Origin of the sequence: Streptomyces tricolor (assembly GCF_002155905.1) — a bacterium.
Taxonomy (GTDB): domain Bacteria; phylum Actinomycetota; class Actinomycetes; order Streptomycetales; family Streptomycetaceae; genus Streptomyces; species Streptomyces tricolor.
The window spans coordinates 1-19,867 of record NZ_MUMF01000574.1 but is presented as its reverse complement, the minus strand read 5'-3'; the positions used below and the strand labels follow the sequence as shown (position 1 = coordinate 19,867).

Sequence of the window (19,867 nt, the reverse complement as noted above, 5' to 3'; positions counted from 1 at the left end):
CGCTGCGCGCCGGCGACCTGCTCGACCAGGTCGCCGCCGCTCACCGCGTCGCCGCCGACGCGGCCGGGGTCGCCCTGCGCACCGGGACCGACGGCGCCGCCTGGCTGGACGCCGACCCGGTGCGGATGCGGCAGGCCCTCGGGAACCTGGTCTCCAACGCGCTGCGGCACACCCCCGCCGGCGGCACGGTCACGCTCGCGGCCCGCCGGGACGGCGACAAGATCGTGCTCACCGTCACCGACACCGGCCCCGGCATCGCGGCCGAGGACCTCCCGCACGTCTTCGAGCGGTTCTGGCGCGCGGAGAAGTCCCGCAGCCGCCGCACCGGCGGCAGCGGCCTCGGCCTGTCGATCGTCCGCCACCTGGTCGCCGCCCATGGCGGCACGGCCGGGGCGGCGAGCGAGCCGGGGGCGGGCGCGGTGTTCACCCTGCGGCTGCCGGCCGTACCGCCGCCCGGCGACGAACCGGAGACCGCCGCCCGGTGACGAGGCGGAGAGGCCGTCCGGTGGCGAGGCGGAGAGGCCGTCCGGTGACGAGCCGGAGTGGGCCGTCCGGTGGCGAGTCCGGAGAGCGGAGTGCCGCGGTCCGATTTCCGGCGCGCGCCGGGGGTACTCCGGTCGCGCGACGCGCAGCAGAGGGAGGTCATGCCATGAGCGCACCGGAGGATCTGCCGGTCGTCTCCACGCTCGCCGAGGTGGCCCGCCTGGTGGAACGGCGGCAGGGCCTGTACGTGCGCTGGTCCAAGGGGCCGGGCGCCGACCTGGAGGACGTCTCCAGCACCGACGAGCTCACCGGCGTCCCCATGCCCGGGCTGTCCGCCAACCCGCTCGACGTGGAGGACTGGTGGGAGGACCGTTCGGTGGAGCTGTGGGTGGCGCGCCGTCTCTACGACTACGCGCACCTGCCGCACGACAAGGGGCCCGGCGTACGGCCCTGGGTCCTGCGGGGCCGGGAGACCGGCCGGGGCCCCGACAACGAGCCGCTCGTCGCCGACGTCGAGCCGCTGTGCTGGATCGCCGACGACGTGATCGACGCGGCCCGCGAGGAGGTGGCCCGGCAGGAGCGGAACTGGGGGACCCTGCGCCGCCGTGGCCGCTGAGCCCCCCTCGTCCCCGTCGGCCCGAGCCGGTCGCCGGTCAGCCCGAGCGCGGCCGGGAGCGGGCGCGGCGCCGCAGCGACCGGCGCTCCAGCTCCGTCGTACCGCCCCAGATGCCGATGATCTCCCCCGACCCCAGCGCCCACTCCAGGCACTGCTCACGGACCGGGCAGTGCCCGCACACCGCCTTGGCCTGCTCGGTCTGCACCTGCGCCGGCCCGGTGGTACCGATCGGGAAGAACAGGTCGGGGTCCTCATGACGGCACGCGGCATGGTCGCGCCAATTGTCCATCGGAGTCTCCTGGTCGGATCGAAGTCGTCCGTGCCTGTCGCATGCGGTCCGCATGCGTCGCTCCGGTTCGGGTGACCGGTCGGGACGGCGTGAAACGGCACAACCGGAAGGGGATCGGGACAAGCGCGCGGCCCGGCCGTCCGGCGCGGTGTCGGTCCTGGCGGAATCGCCCCCGGTCAACAGGCCGTCGGACGGGGCGAAAGAGGGCACCGCGCCGCCCGACGGGGCACCGGCGGCGGGGAGTTCGGGCCGGCCGACCGCCGGGTCCGGGGACCGCCACACCGTCGCGGGACGCCGTCCGTCGCCACGGGCCCTCCGCCGCCCGCCCCATGACCGTCAGCCGGGCGCGAGGGACGCGGCTTCGGCGCCGTAGCACCGGGGGCCCGAGCGCGCTCCACCGTCGGAGTACCGCGGCTCCACGGCGTCCCAGCCGCGCCGGCCTCGGGCGCCGCGGAGCCGCGGGCCCTCGACACCTCCGGCGCCCGTGCGCCCGGGCCGCGCCGACGCTCCCCGGGCTCAGCCGCGCAGTGCCTCCGCCGCGGTCTCGGCGACCGCCTCGGCCAGGGCCGCCAGCGCCGGGGAGTCGAGCCTCCACTGCTGCCAGTGGAGCGTGACGTCCATCCACTCACCGGGGGCGAGCACCACCAGCCGCCCCCGCTCCAGCAGCGGTCCGGCCTGCACCTCGGGGACCATGCCCCAGCCGAGCCCGGCGGCGACCGCGTCCAAGAACCCCTCCGAGGTGGGCACATGATGCCGGAACGGGCCGGCGGAGCCGCGGCCGAGCCGGCGGGCGAAGCCGTCCTGGAAGTCGTCCTTGCGGTCGAAGGCCACCACGGGCGCCCGGGACAGCGCCTCCGGCAGGGGCCGCCCGTCCAGGTGGGCCGCGGCGAACTCGGGGGCGGCCACCGGGAGATAGCGCATCCGGCCGAGCGGACGGACCGTGCAGCCGGGCACCGGGTCGGGGGAGGAGGTCACGGCCGCCATCACCAGGCCCTCGCGCAGCAGCGCCGCCGTGTGGTCCTCGTCCTCCCGGTGCAGTTCGAAGCAGAGGCCCGGGACCCGGGTCAGCGCCGGCAGGAACCAGGTCGCCAGCGAGTCCGCGTTCACCGCGACCGACACCCGCGTCGGCTCCCCGGTCCCGCTGAGGCCCAGCTCGCCCCAGGCGTCCCGCTCCAGCCGGGCCAGCTGCCGGGCGAACCGCACCAGCACCGCGCCGGACTCCGTGGGCCGCACCGGTTTGGTGCGCTGGAGCAGCACCCGGCCGGTGCGCTGTTCGAGGGTCTTGACCCGCTGGCTGACCGCCGACGGCGTCACGTGCAGCGCGGCGGCGGCCGCGTCGAACGTGCCCTCGTCCACCACGGCCAGCAGCGTCCGGACCTGTTCCAGGGGCAGCTCTGACATCACGAGAGCTAAGGGTACGTAAAAATCTTTAGCTGTACTTCGTACCAGGGCTTTTCTAGCGTCGACGGCATGAACCACGCCCTGACCGCCGCGGTCGCCGGATTCGGCACCGGCCTCTCCCTGATCGTCGCCATCGGCGCGCAGAACGCCTTCGTCCTCCGGCAGGGGGTGCGCCGGGACGCCGTCCTCGCCGTCGTCGGCATCTGCGCCCTGTCCGACGCGCTGCTCATCGCGCTCGGCGTGGGCGGGGTCGGCGCGGTGGTGGTGGCCTGGCCGGGCGCGCTGCGGGCGGTCGGGATCGTGGGCGGCGCCTTCCTGCTCTGCTACGGCGCCCTGGCCGCCCGCCGGGTGCTCAAACCCGGCACCGGGCTGCGCGCGGAGGGCGAGGCGGCCGGCTCGCGCCGCCGGGCGGTGCTCACCTGCCTGGCGCTGACCTGGCTGAACCCGCACGTCTACCTGGACACCGTGTTCCTGCTCGGCTCCCTGGCCGCCGACCGGGGGCCGCTGCGCTGGACCTTCGGGCTCGGCGCCGCGCTCGCCAGCCTGTGCTGGTTCGCCGCGCTCGGCTTCGGCGCCCGGCTGCTCGGCCGGTTCCTGGCCCGGCCGGGCGCCTGGCGGGTCCTGGACGGCCTGGTCGCCGTCACCATGCTGGTCCTGGGCGCCACCCTGATCGCCGGCGCCTGAGCCGAATCCGTTCTGGGCGCACAGCAGTTCCTGGGACAGTTAGGCTCTCGAAGCGAAAAAGATGTAACGAGCAACCAGGACGGCCGTGGACACGAGCGAGAGCAGCAGCACCGAGACCGAGCGGTCCGGGACAGGGACCGGGCCCGACGCGCCGGCGGCCGAGGACCCGCCGCGGCGCGGCTGGCGCCGCTGGGCGATGGACACCCGCCCGCTGCGCATCCCCGCCTACCGACGCCTGTGGTCGTCGACCATCGTGACCGCCGTCGGCAGCCAGCTCACCGCCGTCGCCGTACCCAAGCAGATCTACGACATCACCCACTCCTCGGCCTGGGTCGGCTACGCGAGCCTCGCGGGCCTGCTGCCGATGGTGGCCTTCGCGCTGTGGGGCGGGGCGGTCGCCGACACCGTGGACCGCCGCAAGCTGCTGCTGGTCACCAACACCGGCATCGCGGCGACCTCGCTGCTGTTCTGGGCGCAGGCCGTCAGCGGCCTGGACTCGGTCGTCGTCCTCATGATCCTGCTCGCGCTGCAACAGGCGTTCTTCGGACTCAACGCGCCCGCCCGCACCGCCTCCATCGCCCGACTGGTCCCCGCGGAGCAGCTCCCGGCCGCGAACGCGCTCGGCTCGACCGTGATGCAGACCGGCCTGGTGGCCGGTCCACTGCTGGCGGGCGTGCTCATCCCGGTCATCGGGCTGCCCGAGCTGTATCTGATCGACGCGCTGGCGCTGTGCGTGACCGTGTGGGCCGTCGTGCGGCTGCCCGCGCTGCCGCCGCTCGGCGAGGCCGTCGCCCGCCGCGCCGGGGTGCGCGAGATCGCGGCCGGGTTCCGCTACATCTCCCGGCACAAGGTGCTGCTGCTGTCCTTCCTCGCCGACATCGTCGCCATGGTGTTCGGCATGCCCCGCGCCCTGTTCCCGGAGCTGGCCGCGCACACGTACGGCTCCTACGGCGAGGGCTTCGCGCTCGGCGTGCTGTTCGCCGGCATCCCGGTCGGCGCGGTGCTCGGCGGCCTGTTCTCCGGCGTCTTCTCGCGGGCCCGCCGGCACGGCTGGATGGTCATCGGGGCGGTCGTCGGCTGGGGGGTGGCCGTCGCCGGGTTCGGGCTGAGCGGGAACCTCTGGCTGGCCGTGGCCTGCCTCGTCGTGGCGGGCGTCGCCGACATGGTCTCGATGGTGTTCCGCGGGGCCATCCTGCTGTCGGCGGCGACCGACGAGATGCGCGGCCGGATGCAGGGGGTGTTCACGGTGGTCGTCGCGGGCGGTCCGCGCCTGGCCGACGTGCTGCACGGCACCGCCGGCTCGGTGTTCGGCCCGCGGGCCGCCGTGGCCGGCGGCGGCGCCCTGGTCGTCGTGGCGATGCTGGCACTGGCCGGCGCCGTCCCCGCCCTGCGCCGCTACCGGATCTGACAGCCGGGGCCGCCGCCGGTGCCGCCGGCTAGATCGGGCCGCTGCGCCGCCGCATCGTGTACTGCTCCATCAGCTTTCCGCGGGTCGTCTCCAGCCGGCTGGCGAGGATCTCGGCCACCGTCCGCACCAGCGAGAGCCCGAGCAGCGGATCCTCCACGCACAGCCCGAGCACCGGCGGCCCCTCGAACTCGTAGGCGCGCACGTCGGTGAAGGCCACCGCGCCGAAGTCCCACTCGTACGGCGGGAACAGCCAGGACCAGCCGAGCAGGTCGCCCGCGCCGAGCGAGGCCACGGTCACCCGCTGCCGGGCGGTGACCTGCTGGTCCAGGTGGACCGCGCCCGAGCGGATCACCCAGAACCGGTCGGCGGTGCCGCCCGCCTCGAAGATGCGGGTGTCCTCCGGGAAGGACACCTCCTTGGCCAGCTCCATCAGGCGCTCGCGCTGCGCCTGGGGGAGGGCGGTGAGCAGTTTGATCGCTTTGGTCATGGCGCGGGGCTCCTCGCCGGCGGCGGTTGCGGTGCTGTGCTCAAGCCCATTTCAGCCGCTGTGCGCCCGCCGGGCATGTCGAAGGAAGCGGACCGTGGTCCTCGTGCCGTGCTCCGGGCAGCAAAAAGCCCTGGCTGGACGGGGGAAACCAGCCAGGGCCGTATGCGGTGACGCGTGGAGCGGGGAAGGACGGTTCCGCGCCACTCCCGCATCACGTATGGATGAACAGTAAACCATCTGCCGTACTTTTGGGTAACCGAAACCGGGTCAAGTGACCTGTTTCACTCCTTCCGTCCGCACCGGATCCCCGCCCGGGCGGACGATCTCCTCCAGCACCCGCAGCACCGCCTCGAACGCCCGGGCCCGGTCGGCCGCCTCCCGGGCGCCCTCCGGATCCGTCGCCGTCAGGCTGCGCGCCCGCTCCCGCCAGGCCCGCTCCTCCTCGGCCGCACGCTCCCGGCCGCGCCGGATCCGCCGCAACAACTCGTCCGCGTCCACCACATCGGTCATGGCGTCCGGGTACCCCGGGGATCCCGGGTGATGGCAGCGCCACCGAACGTGTTTGACCCCGCCCTCAGGGGTCAGCCGGAAGGGGAGAGACCCCTGCAATCCGGGCACCGCTCGAGGAGGAAGGGATGCTCGATCATCACCCGACCAGCTCCGCCGCACCCCTGCAGGAACCCCGCCGCCGGATACCGTGCCGGCCGGCCGAGGCCCGCAGAACGGTGGAGCGGGTCATGACCGAAGGGTGCAGGGCCCGCGCCCTGCCCTGCCCGCCCGAGGCCGTCGCGGACGCCCTGCTGGTGACCTCGGAACTCACCACCAACGCCGTCCTGCACGGCGGCGGCATCACCGGCTTCGACGTCGACGTGGACTCCGGCGGCGTCCGGGTCTCGGTCAGCGACCGCAGCGACGAACTGCCGGTGATCCGTCGCCCCGGCGACGACCGGAACACCGCCCGGCCCGGCGGCCGGGGCTGGCCCATCGTGTGCCGGCTGGCCCGGGACGTCCGGGTGGCCGAGCTGCCCCGCGGCGGCAAGTGCATCACGGCCGTGGTCCCGCTGCGCTGAAGCGGTTTTCGAAGTTCCGGTCGGCGGCGTTTGCCCGCTGGGCCGAGGGGCAGACGGAATCTCGTGCTTCGGACCGGAGGCGCGAGCCCAGCGGGTACCCAGACCGCTGCCTGGGCCCCTCCCGGCGGGCCCCGGCGGCTCACCCGCGGCGAACCCTGACACCACCGTTCGGGCCAGGACCCGGAACCCCCGTTCCGGCCGTGCCCTGAAACCACGTTCAGGAGCGATTCCGCAATGCTGACCGACATGTCGACAAGCCGTCCCGGCACGACCGCCACGTCCGCCGCTGCCCCCACCCGGCGCAGCCACGACGACGCCCCCGACACCGCGGAGCTGTTCGCCCGGCTGGCGGAACTGGACGAGGGCCCCGAGCGGGACGCCGTACGCGACGAACTCGTCACCGCCTGGCTGCCCATGGCGCACCGGATCGCCGGCCGGTTCCGCGACCGGGGCGAGTCCGTCGAGGATCTGCGCCAGGTGGCGGCCCTCGGCCTGGTGAAGGCCATCGACCGCTTCGACCCCTCCCGCGGGGCCTTCGAGAGCTACGCCGTCCCGACCATCACCGGAGAGGTCAAGCGGCACTTCCGCGACCGGATGTGGGCGCTCAGGGTGCCGCGCCGGGTGCAGGAACTGCGCAACCGGGTGCGGGTCGCCCGGCGGGAGCTCACCCAGAACCCCGGCAGCCCCGAACCCACCGTCGCCGACATCGCCGCCCACACCGGCCTCACCGAGGAGGAGGTGACCGCCGGCCTGGAGGCGCTGGAGAGCTTCAGCACCCTCTCGCTGGACGCCGAACTGTCCGCCGGCGACGACGGCTACAGCCTCGCCGACACCCTCGGCGCGGCGGACAACTCCTACGACGTCGTGGTCGACCGCGAGGCCGCCAAGGAGGGGCTGCGCCGGCTGCCCGAACGCGAGCGGGCCATCCTCTACATGCGGTTCTTCGAGGACATGACGCAGAGCCGCATCGCCGACCGGCTCGGCATCTCCCAGATGCACGTCTCCCGGCTGATCAGCCGCAGCTGCGCCCGCGTGCGCGACGAGGTGCTCGGCAGCCGCCGCCCCGGCGGCAGCGACCAGCGGTGAGCGGTCACGTCCGCGGCTGGACCGGCCCGCCGGCCACGCCCAGCGGCCGGGCCAGACCGGAGACGGCCTCGTCCAGCCGCTGCAGATGACGCAGCACCCGGTCGGTGACCCGGCCGTAGCGCGGGGTGCGCAGGGTGCCCGGCTCCAGCATCGACGCGATGCTGGGGCCGGTTTCTGTCTCCGCGCCGGACCGCGGGTCCGCGACATGCGCGGCGATCGCCTCGATGTTGTGCACGATCCGCCCGCACGCCCCGCGCAGCCGCGGATCCGCCGCGATCGACGGATGCGTCGGCAGCAGCTCCGCGGTGGCCGCGAGCGAACGTCCGTGGTACGCGCAGGTCTCCAGCAGCGCCACCACGTACCGAGCCGTGTCCCGGCGCGCGCGCAGCGGCGTGATCGGATGGGTCAGCGGCTGGGTGGCCGCCCGCAGATCGGCCAGCGCCTGGTCGAGGGCGCGCGCCTGTTCCACCAGATCGCCGCCCGCCCCGCCGCTCAGCTGATCCACGGCGCCCCGCGTCACATCGGCGAGCCGGTCGAGGACCGTCACAAGAAGGTCGTTGGTACGGCGGTCGGTGTGGATCGGCAGCACCACGGCCGCCGCGATCACCCCGCAGGCCGCGCCGAGCGCCGTCTCCTCGATCCGCAGCACCAGCACCGACAGGCTGTAGGTGTGCAGCAGGGTGTACAGCAGCCCGAGCATGGCCGTCACGAAGAACGACATCAACGTGTACGACAGCGGCGCGGTGTAGAACATCGCGAAGATGAACAGCAGCACCAGCGCGAACGCCGTCCACGTGTGGTGGCCGACCAGCGCGGCGAGCCCGATGCCGGCCACCACGCCCAGCACCGTGCCCAGCAGCCGGCGGTAGCCCTTCACCAGGATCTCGCCCGTCGAGGCGGTGTTCAGGAACACGATCCAGCAGGTGAGCACCGCCCAGTACCAGCGCTGGCTGGACAGCAGCTCGCCGCCGGCGATGGCCAGCGAGGAGCCCACCGCCACCTGGACGGCGGCCCGGGTGGTGGGCCGCTGCAGGCCGGCCGGCTCCGGCTCCTCCGGTTCGCTCTCCTCGCTGACCTCGATCGCGGCGTCCTCCGCGTCCAGTTCCTCGCGCGAGCGGGCGGTCGCCGGGGTGTCGTCGGACTCGTCCTGCGGCCCCTCCATGGCGACCCGCAGGCCCAGCGCCGCCCGGGCCGTCTCGCCCAGACCCCGGAAGACGTCCTGCACGGCCGGGGACGCCGGGGGCAGGTTCTCCTCCTCGCGGTAGCCGAGCAGCCGGTTGCGCACCTGGGCGAGTGCGGTCCCCGACGCCTCCCCGGCCGGCCGCAGCACCAGCAGCCGCAGCGCCTCCAGATCCCGGCGCAGCGCATCCGACGCCTCGTCCCGCACCGGAAGCTCGCTCCCGGTGGGCAGCGGGGCACCCGGCAGATGCAGGGTCAGGGTGTCGGTCCGCCGGGCGCTGCGCGCCGTGAGCAGCAGCAGACCGAGCCGCTCGGCGGCGATCTCCGCGTCCGCGATCCGGCGCTGGAGCAGCCGGGCCACCGCCGGGTCCGAGACGCCGTCCTCCAGCCGGCCCTGGATCATCAGCGCGGCCTCGTGCAGCCGCGCGGTACCGGTGCGCAGGTCCGCCAGCACCTTCTCGGCGTCGTCGGGGCCGGCGTCCAGCAACTCGGCCTGGGTGGCGAGCAGCTGGGCGAGGCGGGCGCGGAAGGCCCGCCGCAGCCGGTCCAGGGTGCCCGCCGGGGTCTGCGGCAGCAGCGCGAACCGGGCGGCGGCCCCGCACGCGAACGCCACGCAGATGACGCCGTACAGCGCGGGCAGCGCGGACGTGGTCGCGCCCACGAACAGCGACAGGAAGTAGATCTGGAAGCCGATCAGCCCCAACGCCGTACCGCGGTCGCCGAACCGGCGGCCGTAGACGGCGCAGAAGATGAGCACGACGAAGAACAGGTCGCCGACGACCACCCACCGGTTGAGCAGCGCGCCCAGTGACACGGAGGCCAGGGCCACCGGCAGGCCGAGCGCCAGCGTGACGGCCTGCGGGCCGCGCTGCTTCTCCCGGATGGCGAAGGTGGCGACCATCGCCGCCATGGCCCCGGCGACCAGATGGGGCACCGGGACGCGCAGCACGGCCAGGACGGCGAGGGTGAGGGCGATGGCGGCGACCGTGCGCAGTCCCGCGGTGAGCCGGAGCAGCCCGGGATCCGACGCCGCGAGCCGGTCCCACATCCGTACCCGTCCCGACCGTCCCGCTGCCCTCACGCCGCCGTGCTCTCTCCCGTACCAGCCATCGATCCTCGCCCCAGCATCGCACGCGGTCCCGGGCTCGGGCCTGTCGCTCGACGCCGGCATGATCCGGGCGACAGGCCCTAGCGGCCCTCGGCCAGGGTGGCGGCCACCAGGGCGTTCGCGTGCCCGTGGCCGAGGCCGTGCGCGGACTTCAGCCAGGCGACCAGCTCCATGTGCCGGGTCAGCGGCGAGGAGCGGATCAGCTCCTGCCACTCACCGACCGGGCGGCCGTACGTCTTCTCGATCGACGGGAAGTAGCTCGCCGGGCCCTGCGCGGTCTTCTCGGTCATGCCGGGGTGTCCCCTCCGTGTGATGGCTGATGATCACAGGGGAAGACGGCCGGCCCGGTCCGGAATGATCGGCGGAGCCCGGTGATCCCGGTCACGTCACTGCCGGCCGGCGGCGCCGCCCTCCACCCGGGCCCGGATCTGCTCCGGCGTCAGGTACGAGTCGGTGAACTCGAAGTCCTTCAGCCGGGCGGGCTTGCGGGCCTGGAAGCCGGTGCGGACGAAATCGTCGCCCGCGACCGCGTTCAGCAGCCAGTTGGTCATCACCCGGGTCTTGGCGACGTTGGTGCGCAGCGCCGACCAGTGGTAGCCGCGGGCCACCGCCTGCGCGGGCACCCCGCGCAGCTCGACCCCGAGCGGCTTGGACACCGCGTCCTTGCCGCCGAGGTCGACGACGAGTCCGAGGTCCTTGTGCACGTACGGCTGCATCGGCTCGCCCCGCAGCGTCGCGATGACGTTGTCGGCGACCTTCCTGCCCTGCCGCATGGCGTGCTGCGCGGTGGGCGGGCAGACCGCGCCCTCCTGGCCCTTGGCCAGGTCCGGCACGGCCGCCGAGTCGCCGAGCGCGAACACCCCGTCGTGGCCCGGCAGGCACATCTCCGCGGTGACCGCCAGCCTGCCCTTGACCGTCTCCGCGCCGAGCGTGGCGATGAGCGGACTGGCGACCACACCGGCCGTCCAGATCAGGGTGTGGGTGGGCACCACCCGGCCGTCGGTGAAGGTGACCTCCTCCGCGCCGGCCTTGTCGATCGACACGCCCAGCGAGACCTCGATGCCCCGCCGCTTCAGGATCTCCTGCGCGCTGCGGCCGAGCTTGTCGCCCAGCTCCGGCATGAGCTTGGGCGCGATGTCGATCAGATGCCACTTGATCAGGCCCGGGTCCAGCCGCGGATAGCGCTGCACCGCCGCGTGCGTCAGCCGTTGCAGGCAGGCCGCCGTCTCGGTGCCCGCGTAGCCGCCGCCGACCACCACGAACTGCAGCCGCGCGGCCCGTTCGGCGGGATCGTCGCTGGCGTCGGCCAGGTCGAGCTGGGAGATGACGTGGTCGCGGATGTAGGCGGCCTCGGCGAGGGTCTTCATGCCGAAGGCGTGCTCGGTCAGGCCCGGGATGTCGAAGGTGCGGGTCACGCTGCCCGGGGCCAGCACGATGTAGTCGTAGGGCTCGTTGACGATCCGGTCGGTGATGGTACGGATGACGCAGACCTTGGCCTTCAGGTCCACACCGATCGCGCCGCCCGGGATGATCCGGGTGCGGTACTTCCTGCTGCGGCGCAAGGACAGGGCGATCGACTGCGGCGTGAGCACGCCGGAGGCGACCTGGGGCAGCAGCGGCAGATAGAGCTGATAGGAGAACGGCGTCACCAGGGTGACGTCGGCCTCGTCCGGGGCGAGTTTCCGCTCCAGACGGCGGACGCACTCGACTCCGGCGAAGCCTGCGCCCACCACCAGGATCCTGGGTCGTGTCACGGTGTCCTTCCCTTTCTGCGGCTCCGGGCGGTCCGACTCCACGCCGTTCGACTGCCCTGGATCGCTGTGCCGACTCCGATCCCACCGCGCCGGAGGCCGTTGCGCCAGCCGGGTGCGGCAGGCAGACGAACGTCACCAGGGCAGGAACGCGTGGATGTCCTTGCCTCGTTCGTGCACGACGACACTGACCTGGGTGCACAACGTGTGCACCAGATGCCAGCCGATGCCGCCCCCGCCGGTGCGGGGATGGAACGGCCGCGGCTCCGGCCGCGTCGTGCTGGTGTCCCGCATCGTCACGTGCACCCCGTCGAACGTGCGGCGCATCCGCAGGTCGAACGGGCCCGGCGCGTACTGGATCGCGTTCGCGGCCAGCTCGGTGACGACCAGCAGGATGTCGTCCCAGTACTCGGGCGCGCCCGGTGGCGCGTCCCGGGCGAGCGCGCACAGGAACTCCTCCGCCGCGAGCCGCGCGCCCGTGACGTTGCGCAGCTCACCGGGGAAGGAGAACGTGCGCTCATAGCTCTCCTCCGAAGGCGGTGTCTCGTCCCAGCGCGGCTCCGTCACCATCTCGCATTCCCGGGCCCCGGGCGCCGAGGGGCCGGTCTCGGTCCCTCCGACCAGGGCGGTCGTCGTTGCTGATCTCTCGCTGCGCTGCGGGTTCCCCCTGCCGCGCGGGCTATCCGTCTCACCTCGGCCCGGCCGTCCTCACGGCGCACCCCCTCAGCGGAAGACATCGTCCGGTTCGTCCCACTCGGCCGGCTCCTGCGGAACCGGCCGCGACCGGGAACGCGCCTGGTACATCGCCTCGATCTCGGCCGCGTAGTGCCGCACGACGGCGTCCCGGCGCAGTTTCAAGGACGGGGTGAGCAGCCCGTTGTCCGGTGCGAACGGTTCCTGGAGGACACGGTAGACCCTGATGGACTCCGCGCGGGACACCGCACTGTTGGCGGAGGCCACGGCCCGTGCGATCTCCTCCCGCAGCGCGTTCTCCTCCCGGGTCTCGCGGGCCGGGGCGTCGCCCGGCAGCGCCAGGGCGGTCCGCCAGTGCGCGAGGAACTCCGGGTCCAGGGTGATCAGGGCGCCGACGCAGGGCCGGTCGTCGCCGATCACCACCGCCTGGTGCACCAGCGGATGCATGCGCAGCCGCTGCTCCAGCAGGGCCGGCGCCACGCTCTTGCCGCCGCTGGTGACGATGATGTCCTTCTTGCGGCCGGTGATCGTCAGATAGCCCTCGGGATCCAGCCGGCCGATGTCCCCGGTGGCCAGCCAGCCGCCGCGCAGCGCGGCCCGGGTGGCCTGCTCGTCGCCGATGTAGCCCTGGAACACCGACGGTCCGCGCACCAGGATCTCCCCGTCGTCGGCCACCTGGATCTCGGTGCCCGGCAGCGGCAGCCCCACGGTCCCCGACTTCTCCCGGCCCAGCGGCTGCATGGTGATCCCGCCGGAGGACTCGGTGAGACCGTAGCCGTCGTTGACGAAGACCCCGATGCCCTCGAAGAACAGGCCCAGTTCGCGGCTGAGCGCGCTGCCGCCGGAGGTGCCGCGCACCACCCGGCCGCCGAGCGCGGCCCGCAGTCTGCGGTACACCGTCCGCTCGTACAGGGCGTGCTGCAGCCTCAGTTCGAGCCCGGGACCCGGACCGGTGCCCAGCCGCCGGCGCTCCTCGGCCGCGGCGAAGTCCCGCGCGGTCTGCGCGGCCCGCTCGAACAGCGCGCCCCGGCCCGCCTGTTGGGCGGTGCGCAGGAAAGTCTTGTACAGCTTCTCGAACACCGACGGCACACCGTACAGGTACGTCGGCCGGAACGTGGCCAGGGCCGAGGCCAGCGCCGTCTCGGTCGGTTCCGGCTCGTGCGCCATCAGCACCCCGCCGCGGACGCACGTCAGCATGATCATGATGCCGTAGACGTGCGAGAACGGCAGGAAGGCCAGCACGGACGGCTGTGCGCCCGGGGGAGCGGCGGTGTGCACCCAGCCGGCCAGCAGGGTGTCGCAGGGGTAGGCCAGGCCGCGGTGGCTGAGCGCGCAGCCCAGCGGCCGGCCCGAGCTGCCGGAGGTGTGCACGATGGCCGCCGTGGCGTCCGGCAGCACGATCCGGCGCAGCGACTCCACGGTGGTGTACGGCACGGCCGCGCCCTGTTCCACCAGGTCGGGCAGCGCGCCCGCGTCCAGCTGCCAGACGTGCCGCAGCCGCGGCAGCCGGGTGCACACGGTGCCGACGGTCATGACGCCCTGCTCGTCCTCCACGACCACGGCCACACAGCCGGTGTCCCGCAGGATCCACTCGACCTGGTCGCGTGCGGAGCCCGGATGGATCGGCACGACCTCGGCGCCCACGGTCCACAGCGCGTGGGCGAGCACCGTCCACTCGTAGCGGGTCCGCGCCATCAGGGCGACCCGGTGGCCGGGCGAGATCCCGGCGGCGATCAGCCCCTTGGCGAGATCGACCACCTCGTCCCGCAGCTCGACCGCCGTGACCTCCTGCCATCCGGCGGCGGGACCGGCCCGGCGCGCCAGCACCGGCAGCGCCGGATTCCGCTCCGCCTGCTGGAAGACGCTGTCGGCGAGGCCGCCGGTGAGCGGCGGGGTGACGGCTGGAGCGAGGGCGACGTCCCGCATGCGCTGCTCCCGGAGTACGGAGGGTCACTCCGCCGATCGGCTCGGTGTCGGCGGTGCTCGAATGTAGCTCAGGTGACGGCGTTCGGTGACGGGAACGGGGAAGTCGTGATCGGCTGATGATGTGGGCGTGTCCTGGGGACTCGGGAGGCATGAGTCATGTGAACCCCGATCCGGAGCCCGAACGCAGCACCGGGCTGGAGCCCGGTGGCGGAGTCCCGCCCGGCGAGACCCCGCCCGCCGAGAGCAGCCTGCCCGAGGCCGGGCCCCGGGAGACGCACAATCCGACGAAGGGCTGGGCCAAGGCCCCGCTGACGCTGATCCTGGTCCTCGTCGTCCTGATCGCCGCGTTCTTCCTGGCCTACGCCCTGACCCTGATCCTCTGAGAGCCTCCGGGCGCCCCGGAGCCGGGACGCCCGGAGGTCAGCACTGTGTGCGCCGCACGCACTCGGTGACGACGTCGCGCAGGCTGCCGGTGCGCTCCAGCAGCCCGCGCTGCTCGCGTGCGCCGTTGCCCGTCCGCAGCAGTTCGGCCACGGCCTGCTCGGCCCGGTCCGCGTCGCCGCTTTCGGTGAGCGCGTCCCCGACGTACTCCAGCAGGCTGCGCAGCACCCGCGGGGCGGGCCGGGGCCGCAGGGTGACCGGGTCGAGGAGGTCGGTGTCCAGCCCGAACCGGGCGGCCTGCCAGTCGGCCAGCCGCAGCAGGCTCACCCCGGGGTCGGGGGCCGGCCGGCCCGAGCGCCACTCGCGGGCGGTCGTCTCCACGAGGGCGCGGCAGAGCGTCGCGATCAGCGTCGCGGTGCCCGCGGACAGGCACACGTCGGCCACCCGGATCTCCACCGTCGGATAGTGGGCCGACAGCCGGGCGTCGAAGTAGGCCATCCCCTCGTCCAGGATGACCCCGGTGGCGACCATGTCGTCCACCCGCCGGTGGTACCGCTCGGCGGACCCGAACGGCTCGGTCGGCCCGGCCGACGGCCACCGGTTCCACACCCGGCTGCGGTAGCTGGCGTAGCCGGTGTTCCTGCCCTGCCAGAACGGGGAGTTCCCGCTGATCGCCCGCAGCACCGGCAGCCACGGGGCGACCCGGTCGAGGACGGCGACACCCTCCTCGTCGGACGCCACGGATACATGGACATGACAGCCACACACCAGTTGGTCCCAGGTGGGTATCCCGAACCGCTCGGCGAGCCACTGGTACCGCTCGTTCACGCTGAGGGAGGGACTGACCGGCAGCGGAGAGCTGGCCAGCGCGGCGACCCCGCAGCCGATCTGCCCGGCGTGCCGGGCGGCCTCCTTGCGGCAGCGGACGATCTCCTCGCCGAGGTCCGCCATGTCCGACTGCGGATGCGTGGCGAACTCCAGCATCTGCCCGAACAGTTCCTTCTCGAACACGTCCTGGCCGGGATCGTCCTGGGCGGCACGGGCGAGGACGGCCGCCGCCAGCGCCTTCGGGACGCCGGTGTCCGGATCGACCAGAAGGAGTTCCTCCTCCACTCCGACGGTGCGCACGTGGTGCCGCCCTTCTGTCCGTGCCACAAGGGGCAGTCGTCAGTCTGTACGACCCCGACTGCCCCTTGGACGGCCGCCGACACCTGCGGCTTTCAGCTCTCCGGCACCAGCCACACGGTGGCGAGCGGCGGCAGGGTCAGGCGCACGCACCCGTCCTCGGCCTTGACCGGGCCGCCGGCGCCGACCCCGCTGCCGCCGAAGCGGACGTCGTCGGTGTTCAGCTCCTCGCGCCAGACGGGGACCCCCTCGGGAACCCACAGGCGGTAGTCGTGCCGGACGACGGGCGAGAAGTTCGACACGGCCAGCAGCGGCCCGCCGTCGGCGGCGAACCGCAGGAAGGCCAGGACGTTGTCGTCCGCCGCGTCGCACAGCACCCACCGGAAGCCGCCCGGGTCGGTGTCCCGCTGCCACAGCGCCGGCGTCGCCCGGTACACCCGGTTCAGCTCCCGCACCAGGTCCTGCACGCCCCGGTGGTCGCCGGCCGAGTGGTAGTCGTCGTCGAGCAGCCACCACTCCGGGCCGTGCGTGTGGGACCACTCGGCCCCCTGCGCGAACTCCTGCCCCATGAACAACAGCTGTTTGCCCGGATGGGCCCACATGAAGCCGAGGTAGGCGCGGTGATTGGCACGCCGCTGCCACCAGTCGCCGGGCATCTTGGACACCAGCGCCTGCTTGCCGTGCACCACCTCGTCGTGCGAGATCGGCAGGACGTAGTTCTCGCTGTAGGCGTACACCATCGAGAAGGTCATCTCGTTGTGGTGGTACTTGCGGTGCACCGGCTCCTTCTGGATGTACTCCAGCGAGTCGTGCATCCAGCCCATGTTCCACTTCAGCCCGAACCCGAGCCCGCCGCTGTCCGTCGGCCGGGTCACCCCGTCCCACGCGGTGGACTCCTCCGCGATGGTCACCACGCCCGGGCAGCGCCGGTACACGGTGGCGTTCATCTCCTGCAGGAAGGCCACCGCGTCCAGGTCCTCCCGGCCGCCGAACACGTTCGGCTCCCACTGCCCGGAGTCCCGCGAGTAGTCCAGGTACAGCATCGAGGCGACCGCGTCCACGCGCAGCCCGTCGATGTGGAACTCCTCGCACCAGTACACCGCGTTGGCGACGAGGAAGTTGCGCACCTCGGTACGGCCGTAGTCGAACTCGTACGTCCCCCAGTCCGGATGCTCCGCCCGCAGCGCGTTCCCGGGCTCGTACAGCGGATCCCCGTCGAACCGGGCCAGCGCCCAGTCGTCCTTGGGGAAGTGCGCCGGGACCCAGTCCATGATCACGCCGAGGCCGGCCCGGTGACAGGCGTCCACGAAGTACCGGAAGTCGTCCGGGGAACCCAGCCGGGGCGTCGGCGCGTAGTACGAGGTGACCTGGTAGCCCCACGAGCCGCTGAACGGATACCCGGCCACCGGCATCAGCTCCACGTGCGTGAAGCCCATCTCCTTCACGTACGACGGCAGCTCCTCCGCCAGCTGACGGTAGGTCAGCCCGGGGCGCCAGGACGGCAGATGCACCTCGTACACCGAGAACGGCGCCTGGTGCACGGGGGTGTCACCGCGGTGCGCCATCCACTCCGCGTCGCCCCACGCGTACCGCGACGCCGTCACGACCGACGCCGTGTCCGGCGGCACCTCCGTGCACCGCGCCATCGGGTCGGCCTTCAGGAACCGGTGGCCGTAGCGGGAGGTGATCTCGAACTTGTACCGGGTGCCCTCGCCGATCCCGGGCAGGAACAGCTCCCACACCCCGGACGCGCCGAGCGACCGCATCGGGTACTGCGTGCCGTCCCAGTACGTGAAGTCCCCGGCCACCCGTACCCCCTGGGCGTTGGGCGCCCACACGGTGAAGCGGGTGCCGGCCACGCCCTGGTGGACCATCGGCTCGGCCCCGAGCGCCCGCCACAGCTGCTCGTGCCGGCCCTCCCGGATCAGATGCAGGTCCAGCTCGCCCAGGGCGGGCAGGAAGCGGTACGGATCGTGCACCTCCTGCTCACCGTCGTCGTACGCCACCAGCAGGGTGTACGGCGGGATCTCGGTGCAGGGCAGGACGGCGGCGAACAGGCCGTCGCCCTCCGACCGCAGCTCGGTCGGCGTGCCGTCGATCACGACGCTCACCGCCCGGGCGTTCGGCCGCAGTGCCCGGAACAGCGTGCCCTCCGGCACCGGGTGCGCGCCCAGCAGGGCGTGCGGATCGTGGTGCGTGCCGGCCAGCAGCCGGCCGCGGTCGGCGGCGTCCAGCCGCCCGGCCGCGGGCGGCCTGGGGCCCGCGGCCTCGGGACGCGTGGTGTCCTTCAGTGCCATGAGTCAGCCTCCCCACACGGCGAGCCGTTTGATCGCCGCCATCGGTACCGGCAGCCAGTCGGGCCGGTGTCTCGCCTCGTACAGCACCTCGTAGACCGCCCTGTCCGTCTCGTGCGCGCGCAGCAGCGCGTGCTTCTTGCGTGGATCCCAGCCTGCGCGGGCCGCGTAGCCCGCACAGAACGCCTCCCGGCAGCGGCGTGCCCACTCGGGTCGCCAGGGGCGGCGCTGCCGGGCCGCGTAGTCGAAGGAGCGCAGCATCCCGGCGACGTCCCGCACCGGGGACTGCGGAGCCCGCCGCTCGGCGAGCGGACGGGACGGCTCGCCCTCGAAGTCGATGACGAACCAGTCGCGGCCGGCCCGCAGCACCTGCCCCAGGTGCAGATCACCGTGGATGCGCTGGGCGGGCGGCCCGGTGTCGCAGGTGGCGAGCGCCCCGAACGCGGCCCGCAGCCCGGGCACGAAGGGCAGCAGCCCGGGTACGGCGTGCGCGGCGGCGTCCAGCCGCGCGCACATCGCCTCGGCCGTCCGGCCGTTCTCGCCCGGCCCGGCCGGCGGGAAGGCCTCCGCCAGCGCCAGGTGCACCTCGGCCATGGCCCGGCCCAGCGCGCGGGCCTCCGCGGTGAAGTCGTCGCCCGCGGCGAGCGCGCGCAGCGCCAGCGTCCAGCCGTCCGTGGCGTCCGGCAGGAACGGTTGCAGCACCCCGAGGGTGGCCCGGCGGGGCGCGGTCGTGGTGAACCAGGCCACCGGCGCGGGCACCCGGGCGCAGCCCAGCGCGGCCAGCGCCGCCGGCACCTCCAGGTCCGGGTTGACGCCCGGCTGGATCCGGCGGAACACCTTCAGGATGTACGCGTCGCCGTACACGATCGAGGAGTTGGACTGTTCGGCGTCCAGCAGCCGCGGCGGCAGCCCCCCGGGCAGCTGGGCGCCCGGGTTCGCCTCGAACCGCAGCGGGCCCGCCGCGCCTGGCTGCCGCAGGCGCTCCAGCAGCAGATGCGCCGAGCGCGGGTCGTGCAGCGCGTCGTACACCGCGAGCCCGGCCAGCGGGCCCTCCTCGGCGCGCCCGATGAAGGCCCGCTCCAGCCGGGGGGCGAGGTGCGGGCGCAGGCCCAGCAGCAGCTGGTAGCAGTCCCCGGACGGGGGAGTGCCGCCGGGCGTGGGCACCGGCACGTGCGAGGCGTGCACCAGCAGATGCAGACACCCCGGGAACAGCTCCGTCACGGACAGCACCGTCAGATCGGTGACGGGCCGGTCCTTGCCCGCGAACCAGCGTTGCCTCGGCAGCCAGTCGCGCAGCAGCCCGCCCAGCGAGGCCAGGGGCCCGTCGAGGCCGGCCGCGGTGCGCGGTCGGGGGGTGATGGTCTTCGGCATGGTGACGCGTCCTTTCCTCGGCGCCGGGCGGGTCAGCGGCGGCGGCCGATGCGGGATGCGACTCGGGTGAGCCGGAACCAGTAGAAGCCGTGGCCTTGCAGGGTCAGCAGGTACGGCAGTTCACCGATGGCGGGGAAGCGCACCCCGCCGATCAGCTCGACCGGGTGCCGTCCGTCGTAGGCCCTCAGGTCGAGTTCGGTGGGCTGGGCGAAGCGGGAGAAGTTGTTCACGCACAGCACGAGGTCGTCGCCGTACTCGCGCAGGAACGCCAGGACCGCCGGGTTGGAGGATTGCAGTTCCGTGAACGAGCCGAGCCCGAAGGCGGGGTTCTGCTTGCGGATCTCGATCATGCGGCGGGTCCAGTGCAGCAGGCTGGACGGGGAGGACATGGAGGCTTCCACGTTGGTGACCTGGTAGCCGTAGACCGGGTCCATGATGGTGGGCAGGAAGAGGCGTCCCGGGTCGCACGTGGAGAAGCCGGCGTTGCGGTCGGGGGTCCACTGCATGGGGGTGCG

20 protein-coding genes are annotated in these 19,867 nt (G+C 73.5%); 7 read left to right on the top strand and 13 right to left on the bottom strand.

Features of this window, described 5'->3' with window-relative positions:
* Positions 1-485, top strand: a 485-nt coding sequence (locus CCN44_RS33965; protein WP_208639893.1) for a sensor histidine kinase, incomplete at its 5' end; no start/stop codon positions are given.
* A gap of 164 nt (positions 486-649) precedes the next feature.
* The gene (locus CCN44_RS33960) at positions 650-1,099 is read left to right on the top strand and encodes a DUF6098 family protein (protein WP_059247371.1); all 450 of its coding nucleotides are present in this window, start codon (positions 650-652) and stop codon (positions 1,097-1,099) included.
* A 37-nt stretch (positions 1,100-1,136) separates the two neighbouring features.
* Here CCN44_RS33960 and CCN44_RS33955 read toward each other — a convergent pair whose 3' ends face one another.
* Both CCN44_RS33955 and CCN44_RS33950 read right to left on the bottom strand, forming a co-directional pair.
* Positions 1,137-1,388 (bottom strand): WhiB family transcriptional regulator, encoded by a 252-nt coding sequence (locus CCN44_RS33955; protein ID WP_059247370.1) that lies wholly within the window; start codon positions 1,386-1,388, stop codon positions 1,137-1,139.
* Positions 1,389-1,904: 516 nt separating this feature from the next.
* Positions 1,905-2,789, bottom strand: coding sequence for a LysR family transcriptional regulator ArgP (locus CCN44_RS33950; RefSeq protein ID WP_086702152.1), 885 nt, complete (start codon positions 2,787-2,789; stop codon positions 1,905-1,907).
* 69 nt (positions 2,790-2,858) lie between these two features.
* On the opposite strand from CCN44_RS33950, the gene CCN44_RS33945 reads away from it, so the two are divergent.
* Together CCN44_RS33945 and CCN44_RS33940 are read left to right on the top strand one after the other, a co-directional pair.
* A complete protein-coding gene (locus CCN44_RS33945; protein WP_086702149.1) occupies positions 2,859-3,473 on the top strand; it encodes a LysE/ArgO family amino acid transporter in 615 nt (204 codons plus the stop codon).
* 85 nt (positions 3,474-3,558) lie between these two features.
* Complete coding sequence (locus CCN44_RS33940) at positions 3,559-4,881, top strand: MFS transporter (protein WP_086702146.1); 1,323 nt, start codon at positions 3,559-3,561, stop codon at positions 4,879-4,881.
* Positions 4,882-4,909: 28 nt separating this feature from the next.
* On the opposite strand, the gene CCN44_RS33935 is transcribed toward CCN44_RS33940, so the two are convergent.
* Positions 4,910-5,368 (bottom strand): cyclic nucleotide-binding domain-containing protein, encoded by a 459-nt coding sequence (locus tag CCN44_RS33935; protein WP_059247366.1) that lies wholly within the window; start codon positions 5,366-5,368, stop codon positions 4,910-4,912.
* 267 nt (positions 5,369-5,635) lie between these two features.
* On the bottom strand, positions 5,636-5,878 hold the full coding sequence (locus CCN44_RS33930) for a hypothetical protein (protein ID WP_059247365.1): 243 nt from the start codon (positions 5,876-5,878) through the stop codon (positions 5,636-5,638).
* Between the two features lie 125 nt (positions 5,879-6,003).
* On the opposite strand from CCN44_RS33930, the gene CCN44_RS33925 reads away from it, so the two are divergent.
* Both CCN44_RS33925 and CCN44_RS33920 read left to right on the top strand, forming a co-directional pair.
* Positions 6,004-6,438, top strand: coding sequence for an ATP-binding protein (locus tag CCN44_RS33925; protein WP_086702143.1), 435 nt, complete (start codon positions 6,004-6,006; stop codon positions 6,436-6,438).
* Between the two features lie 234 nt (positions 6,439-6,672).
* Positions 6,673-7,524, top strand: a complete 852-nt coding sequence (locus CCN44_RS33920; protein ID WP_059247363.1) for a SigB/SigF/SigG family RNA polymerase sigma factor — start codon at positions 6,673-6,675, stop codon at positions 7,522-7,524.
* Between the two features lie 4 nt (positions 7,525-7,528).
* Here CCN44_RS33920 and CCN44_RS33915 read toward each other — a convergent pair whose 3' ends face one another.
* From CCN44_RS33915 to CCN44_RS33895, 5 genes are all read right to left on the bottom strand, one after another.
* Complete coding sequence (locus CCN44_RS33915; RefSeq protein WP_086702140.1) at positions 7,529-9,751, bottom strand: FUSC family protein; 2,223 nt, start codon at positions 9,749-9,751, stop codon at positions 7,529-7,531.
* 140 nt (positions 9,752-9,891) lie between these two features.
* Positions 9,892-10,101, bottom strand: coding sequence for a DUF4287 domain-containing protein (locus CCN44_RS33910; RefSeq protein ID WP_059247361.1), 210 nt, complete (start codon positions 10,099-10,101; stop codon positions 9,892-9,894).
* Between the two features lie 96 nt (positions 10,102-10,197).
* Complete coding sequence (locus CCN44_RS33905; protein WP_223284000.1) at positions 10,198-11,565, bottom strand: NAD(P)/FAD-dependent oxidoreductase; 1,368 nt, start codon at positions 11,563-11,565, stop codon at positions 10,198-10,200.
* Positions 11,566-11,697: 132 nt separating this feature from the next.
* Positions 11,698-12,132 (bottom strand): ATP-binding protein, encoded by a 435-nt coding sequence (locus CCN44_RS33900; protein WP_059247359.1) that lies wholly within the window; start codon positions 12,130-12,132, stop codon positions 11,698-11,700.
* Between the two features lie 153 nt (positions 12,133-12,285).
* A complete protein-coding gene (locus CCN44_RS33895) occupies positions 12,286-14,181 on the bottom strand; it encodes an AMP-dependent synthetase/ligase (RefSeq protein WP_059247358.1) in 1,896 nt (631 codons plus the stop codon).
* 149 nt (positions 14,182-14,330) lie between these two features.
* On the opposite strand from CCN44_RS33895, the gene CCN44_RS33890 reads away from it, so the two are divergent.
* A complete protein-coding gene (locus tag CCN44_RS33890) occupies positions 14,331-14,564 on the top strand; it encodes a DUF6480 family protein (RefSeq protein WP_059247357.1) in 234 nt (77 codons plus the stop codon).
* A gap of 37 nt (positions 14,565-14,601) precedes the next feature.
* Here CCN44_RS33890 and CCN44_RS33885 read toward each other — a convergent pair whose 3' ends face one another.
* From CCN44_RS33885 to CCN44_RS33870, 4 genes are all read right to left on the bottom strand, one after another.
* Complete coding sequence (locus tag CCN44_RS33885; protein ID WP_059247356.1) at positions 14,602-15,690, bottom strand: glutamate--cysteine ligase 2; 1,089 nt, start codon at positions 15,688-15,690, stop codon at positions 14,602-14,604.
* 92 nt (positions 15,691-15,782) lie between these two features.
* Positions 15,783-17,984 carry a 1,4-alpha-glucan branching enzyme gene (gene glgB / locus CCN44_RS33880; RefSeq protein ID WP_086702137.1) on the bottom strand — a complete coding sequence of 734 codons (2,202 nt, stop codon included), beginning with the start codon at positions 17,982-17,984 and terminating at the stop codon, positions 15,783-15,785.
* A gap of 3 nt (positions 17,985-17,987) precedes the next feature.
* Complete coding sequence (locus tag CCN44_RS33875) at positions 17,988-19,352, bottom strand: maltokinase N-terminal cap-like domain-containing protein (protein WP_059247354.1); 1,365 nt, start codon at positions 19,350-19,352, stop codon at positions 17,988-17,990.
* A gap of 32 nt (positions 19,353-19,384) precedes the next feature.
* On the bottom strand, positions 19,385-19,867 hold a 483-nt coding region (locus CCN44_RS33870), incomplete at its 5' end, for an alpha-glucosidase C-terminal domain-containing protein (protein ID WP_244204011.1).

Coding starts and splice junctions, on each gene's coding strand:
- CCN44_RS33960 (WP_059247371.1), top strand. CDS start 650: ATGAGCGCACCGGAGGATCTGCCGGTCGTCTCCACGCTCGCCGAGGTG.
- CCN44_RS33955 (WP_059247370.1), bottom strand. CDS start 1,388: ATGGACAATTGGCGCGACCATGCCGCGTGCCGTCATGAGGACCCCGAC.
- CCN44_RS33950 (WP_086702152.1), bottom strand. CDS start 2,789: ATGTCAGAGCTGCCCCTGGAACAGGTCCGGACGCTGCTGGCCGTGGTG.
- CCN44_RS33945 (WP_086702149.1), top strand. CDS start 2,859: ATGAACCACGCCCTGACCGCCGCGGTCGCCGGATTCGGCACCGGCCTC.
- CCN44_RS33935 (WP_059247366.1), bottom strand. CDS start 5,368: ATGACCAAAGCGATCAAACTGCTCACCGCCCTCCCCCAGGCGCAGCGC.
- CCN44_RS33930 (WP_059247365.1), bottom strand. CDS start 5,878: ATGACCGATGTGGTGGACGCGGACGAGTTGTTGCGGCGGATCCGGCGC.
- CCN44_RS33925 (WP_086702143.1), top strand. CDS start 6,004: ATGCTCGATCATCACCCGACCAGCTCCGCCGCACCCCTGCAGGAACCC.
- CCN44_RS33920 (WP_059247363.1), top strand. CDS start 6,673: ATGCTGACCGACATGTCGACAAGCCGTCCCGGCACGACCGCCACGTCC.
- CCN44_RS33915 (WP_086702140.1), bottom strand. CDS start 9,751: ATGTGGGACCGGCTCGCGGCGTCGGATCCCGGGCTGCTCCGGCTCACC.
- CCN44_RS33910 (WP_059247361.1), bottom strand. CDS start 10,101: ATGACCGAGAAGACCGCGCAGGGCCCGGCGAGCTACTTCCCGTCGATC.
- CCN44_RS33900 (WP_059247359.1), bottom strand. CDS start 12,132: ATGGTGACGGAGCCGCGCTGGGACGAGACACCGCCTTCGGAGGAGAGC.
- CCN44_RS33895 (WP_059247358.1), bottom strand. CDS start 14,181: ATGCGGGACGTCGCCCTCGCTCCAGCCGTCACCCCGCCGCTCACCGGC.
- CCN44_RS33890 (WP_059247357.1), top strand. CDS start 14,331: ATGAGTCATGTGAACCCCGATCCGGAGCCCGAACGCAGCACCGGGCTG.
- glgB (WP_086702137.1), bottom strand. CDS start 17,984: ATGGCACTGAAGGACACCACGCGTCCCGAGGCCGCGGGCCCCAGGCCG.
- CCN44_RS33875 (WP_059247354.1), bottom strand. CDS start 19,352: ATGCCGAAGACCATCACCCCCCGACCGCGCACCGCGGCCGGCCTCGAC.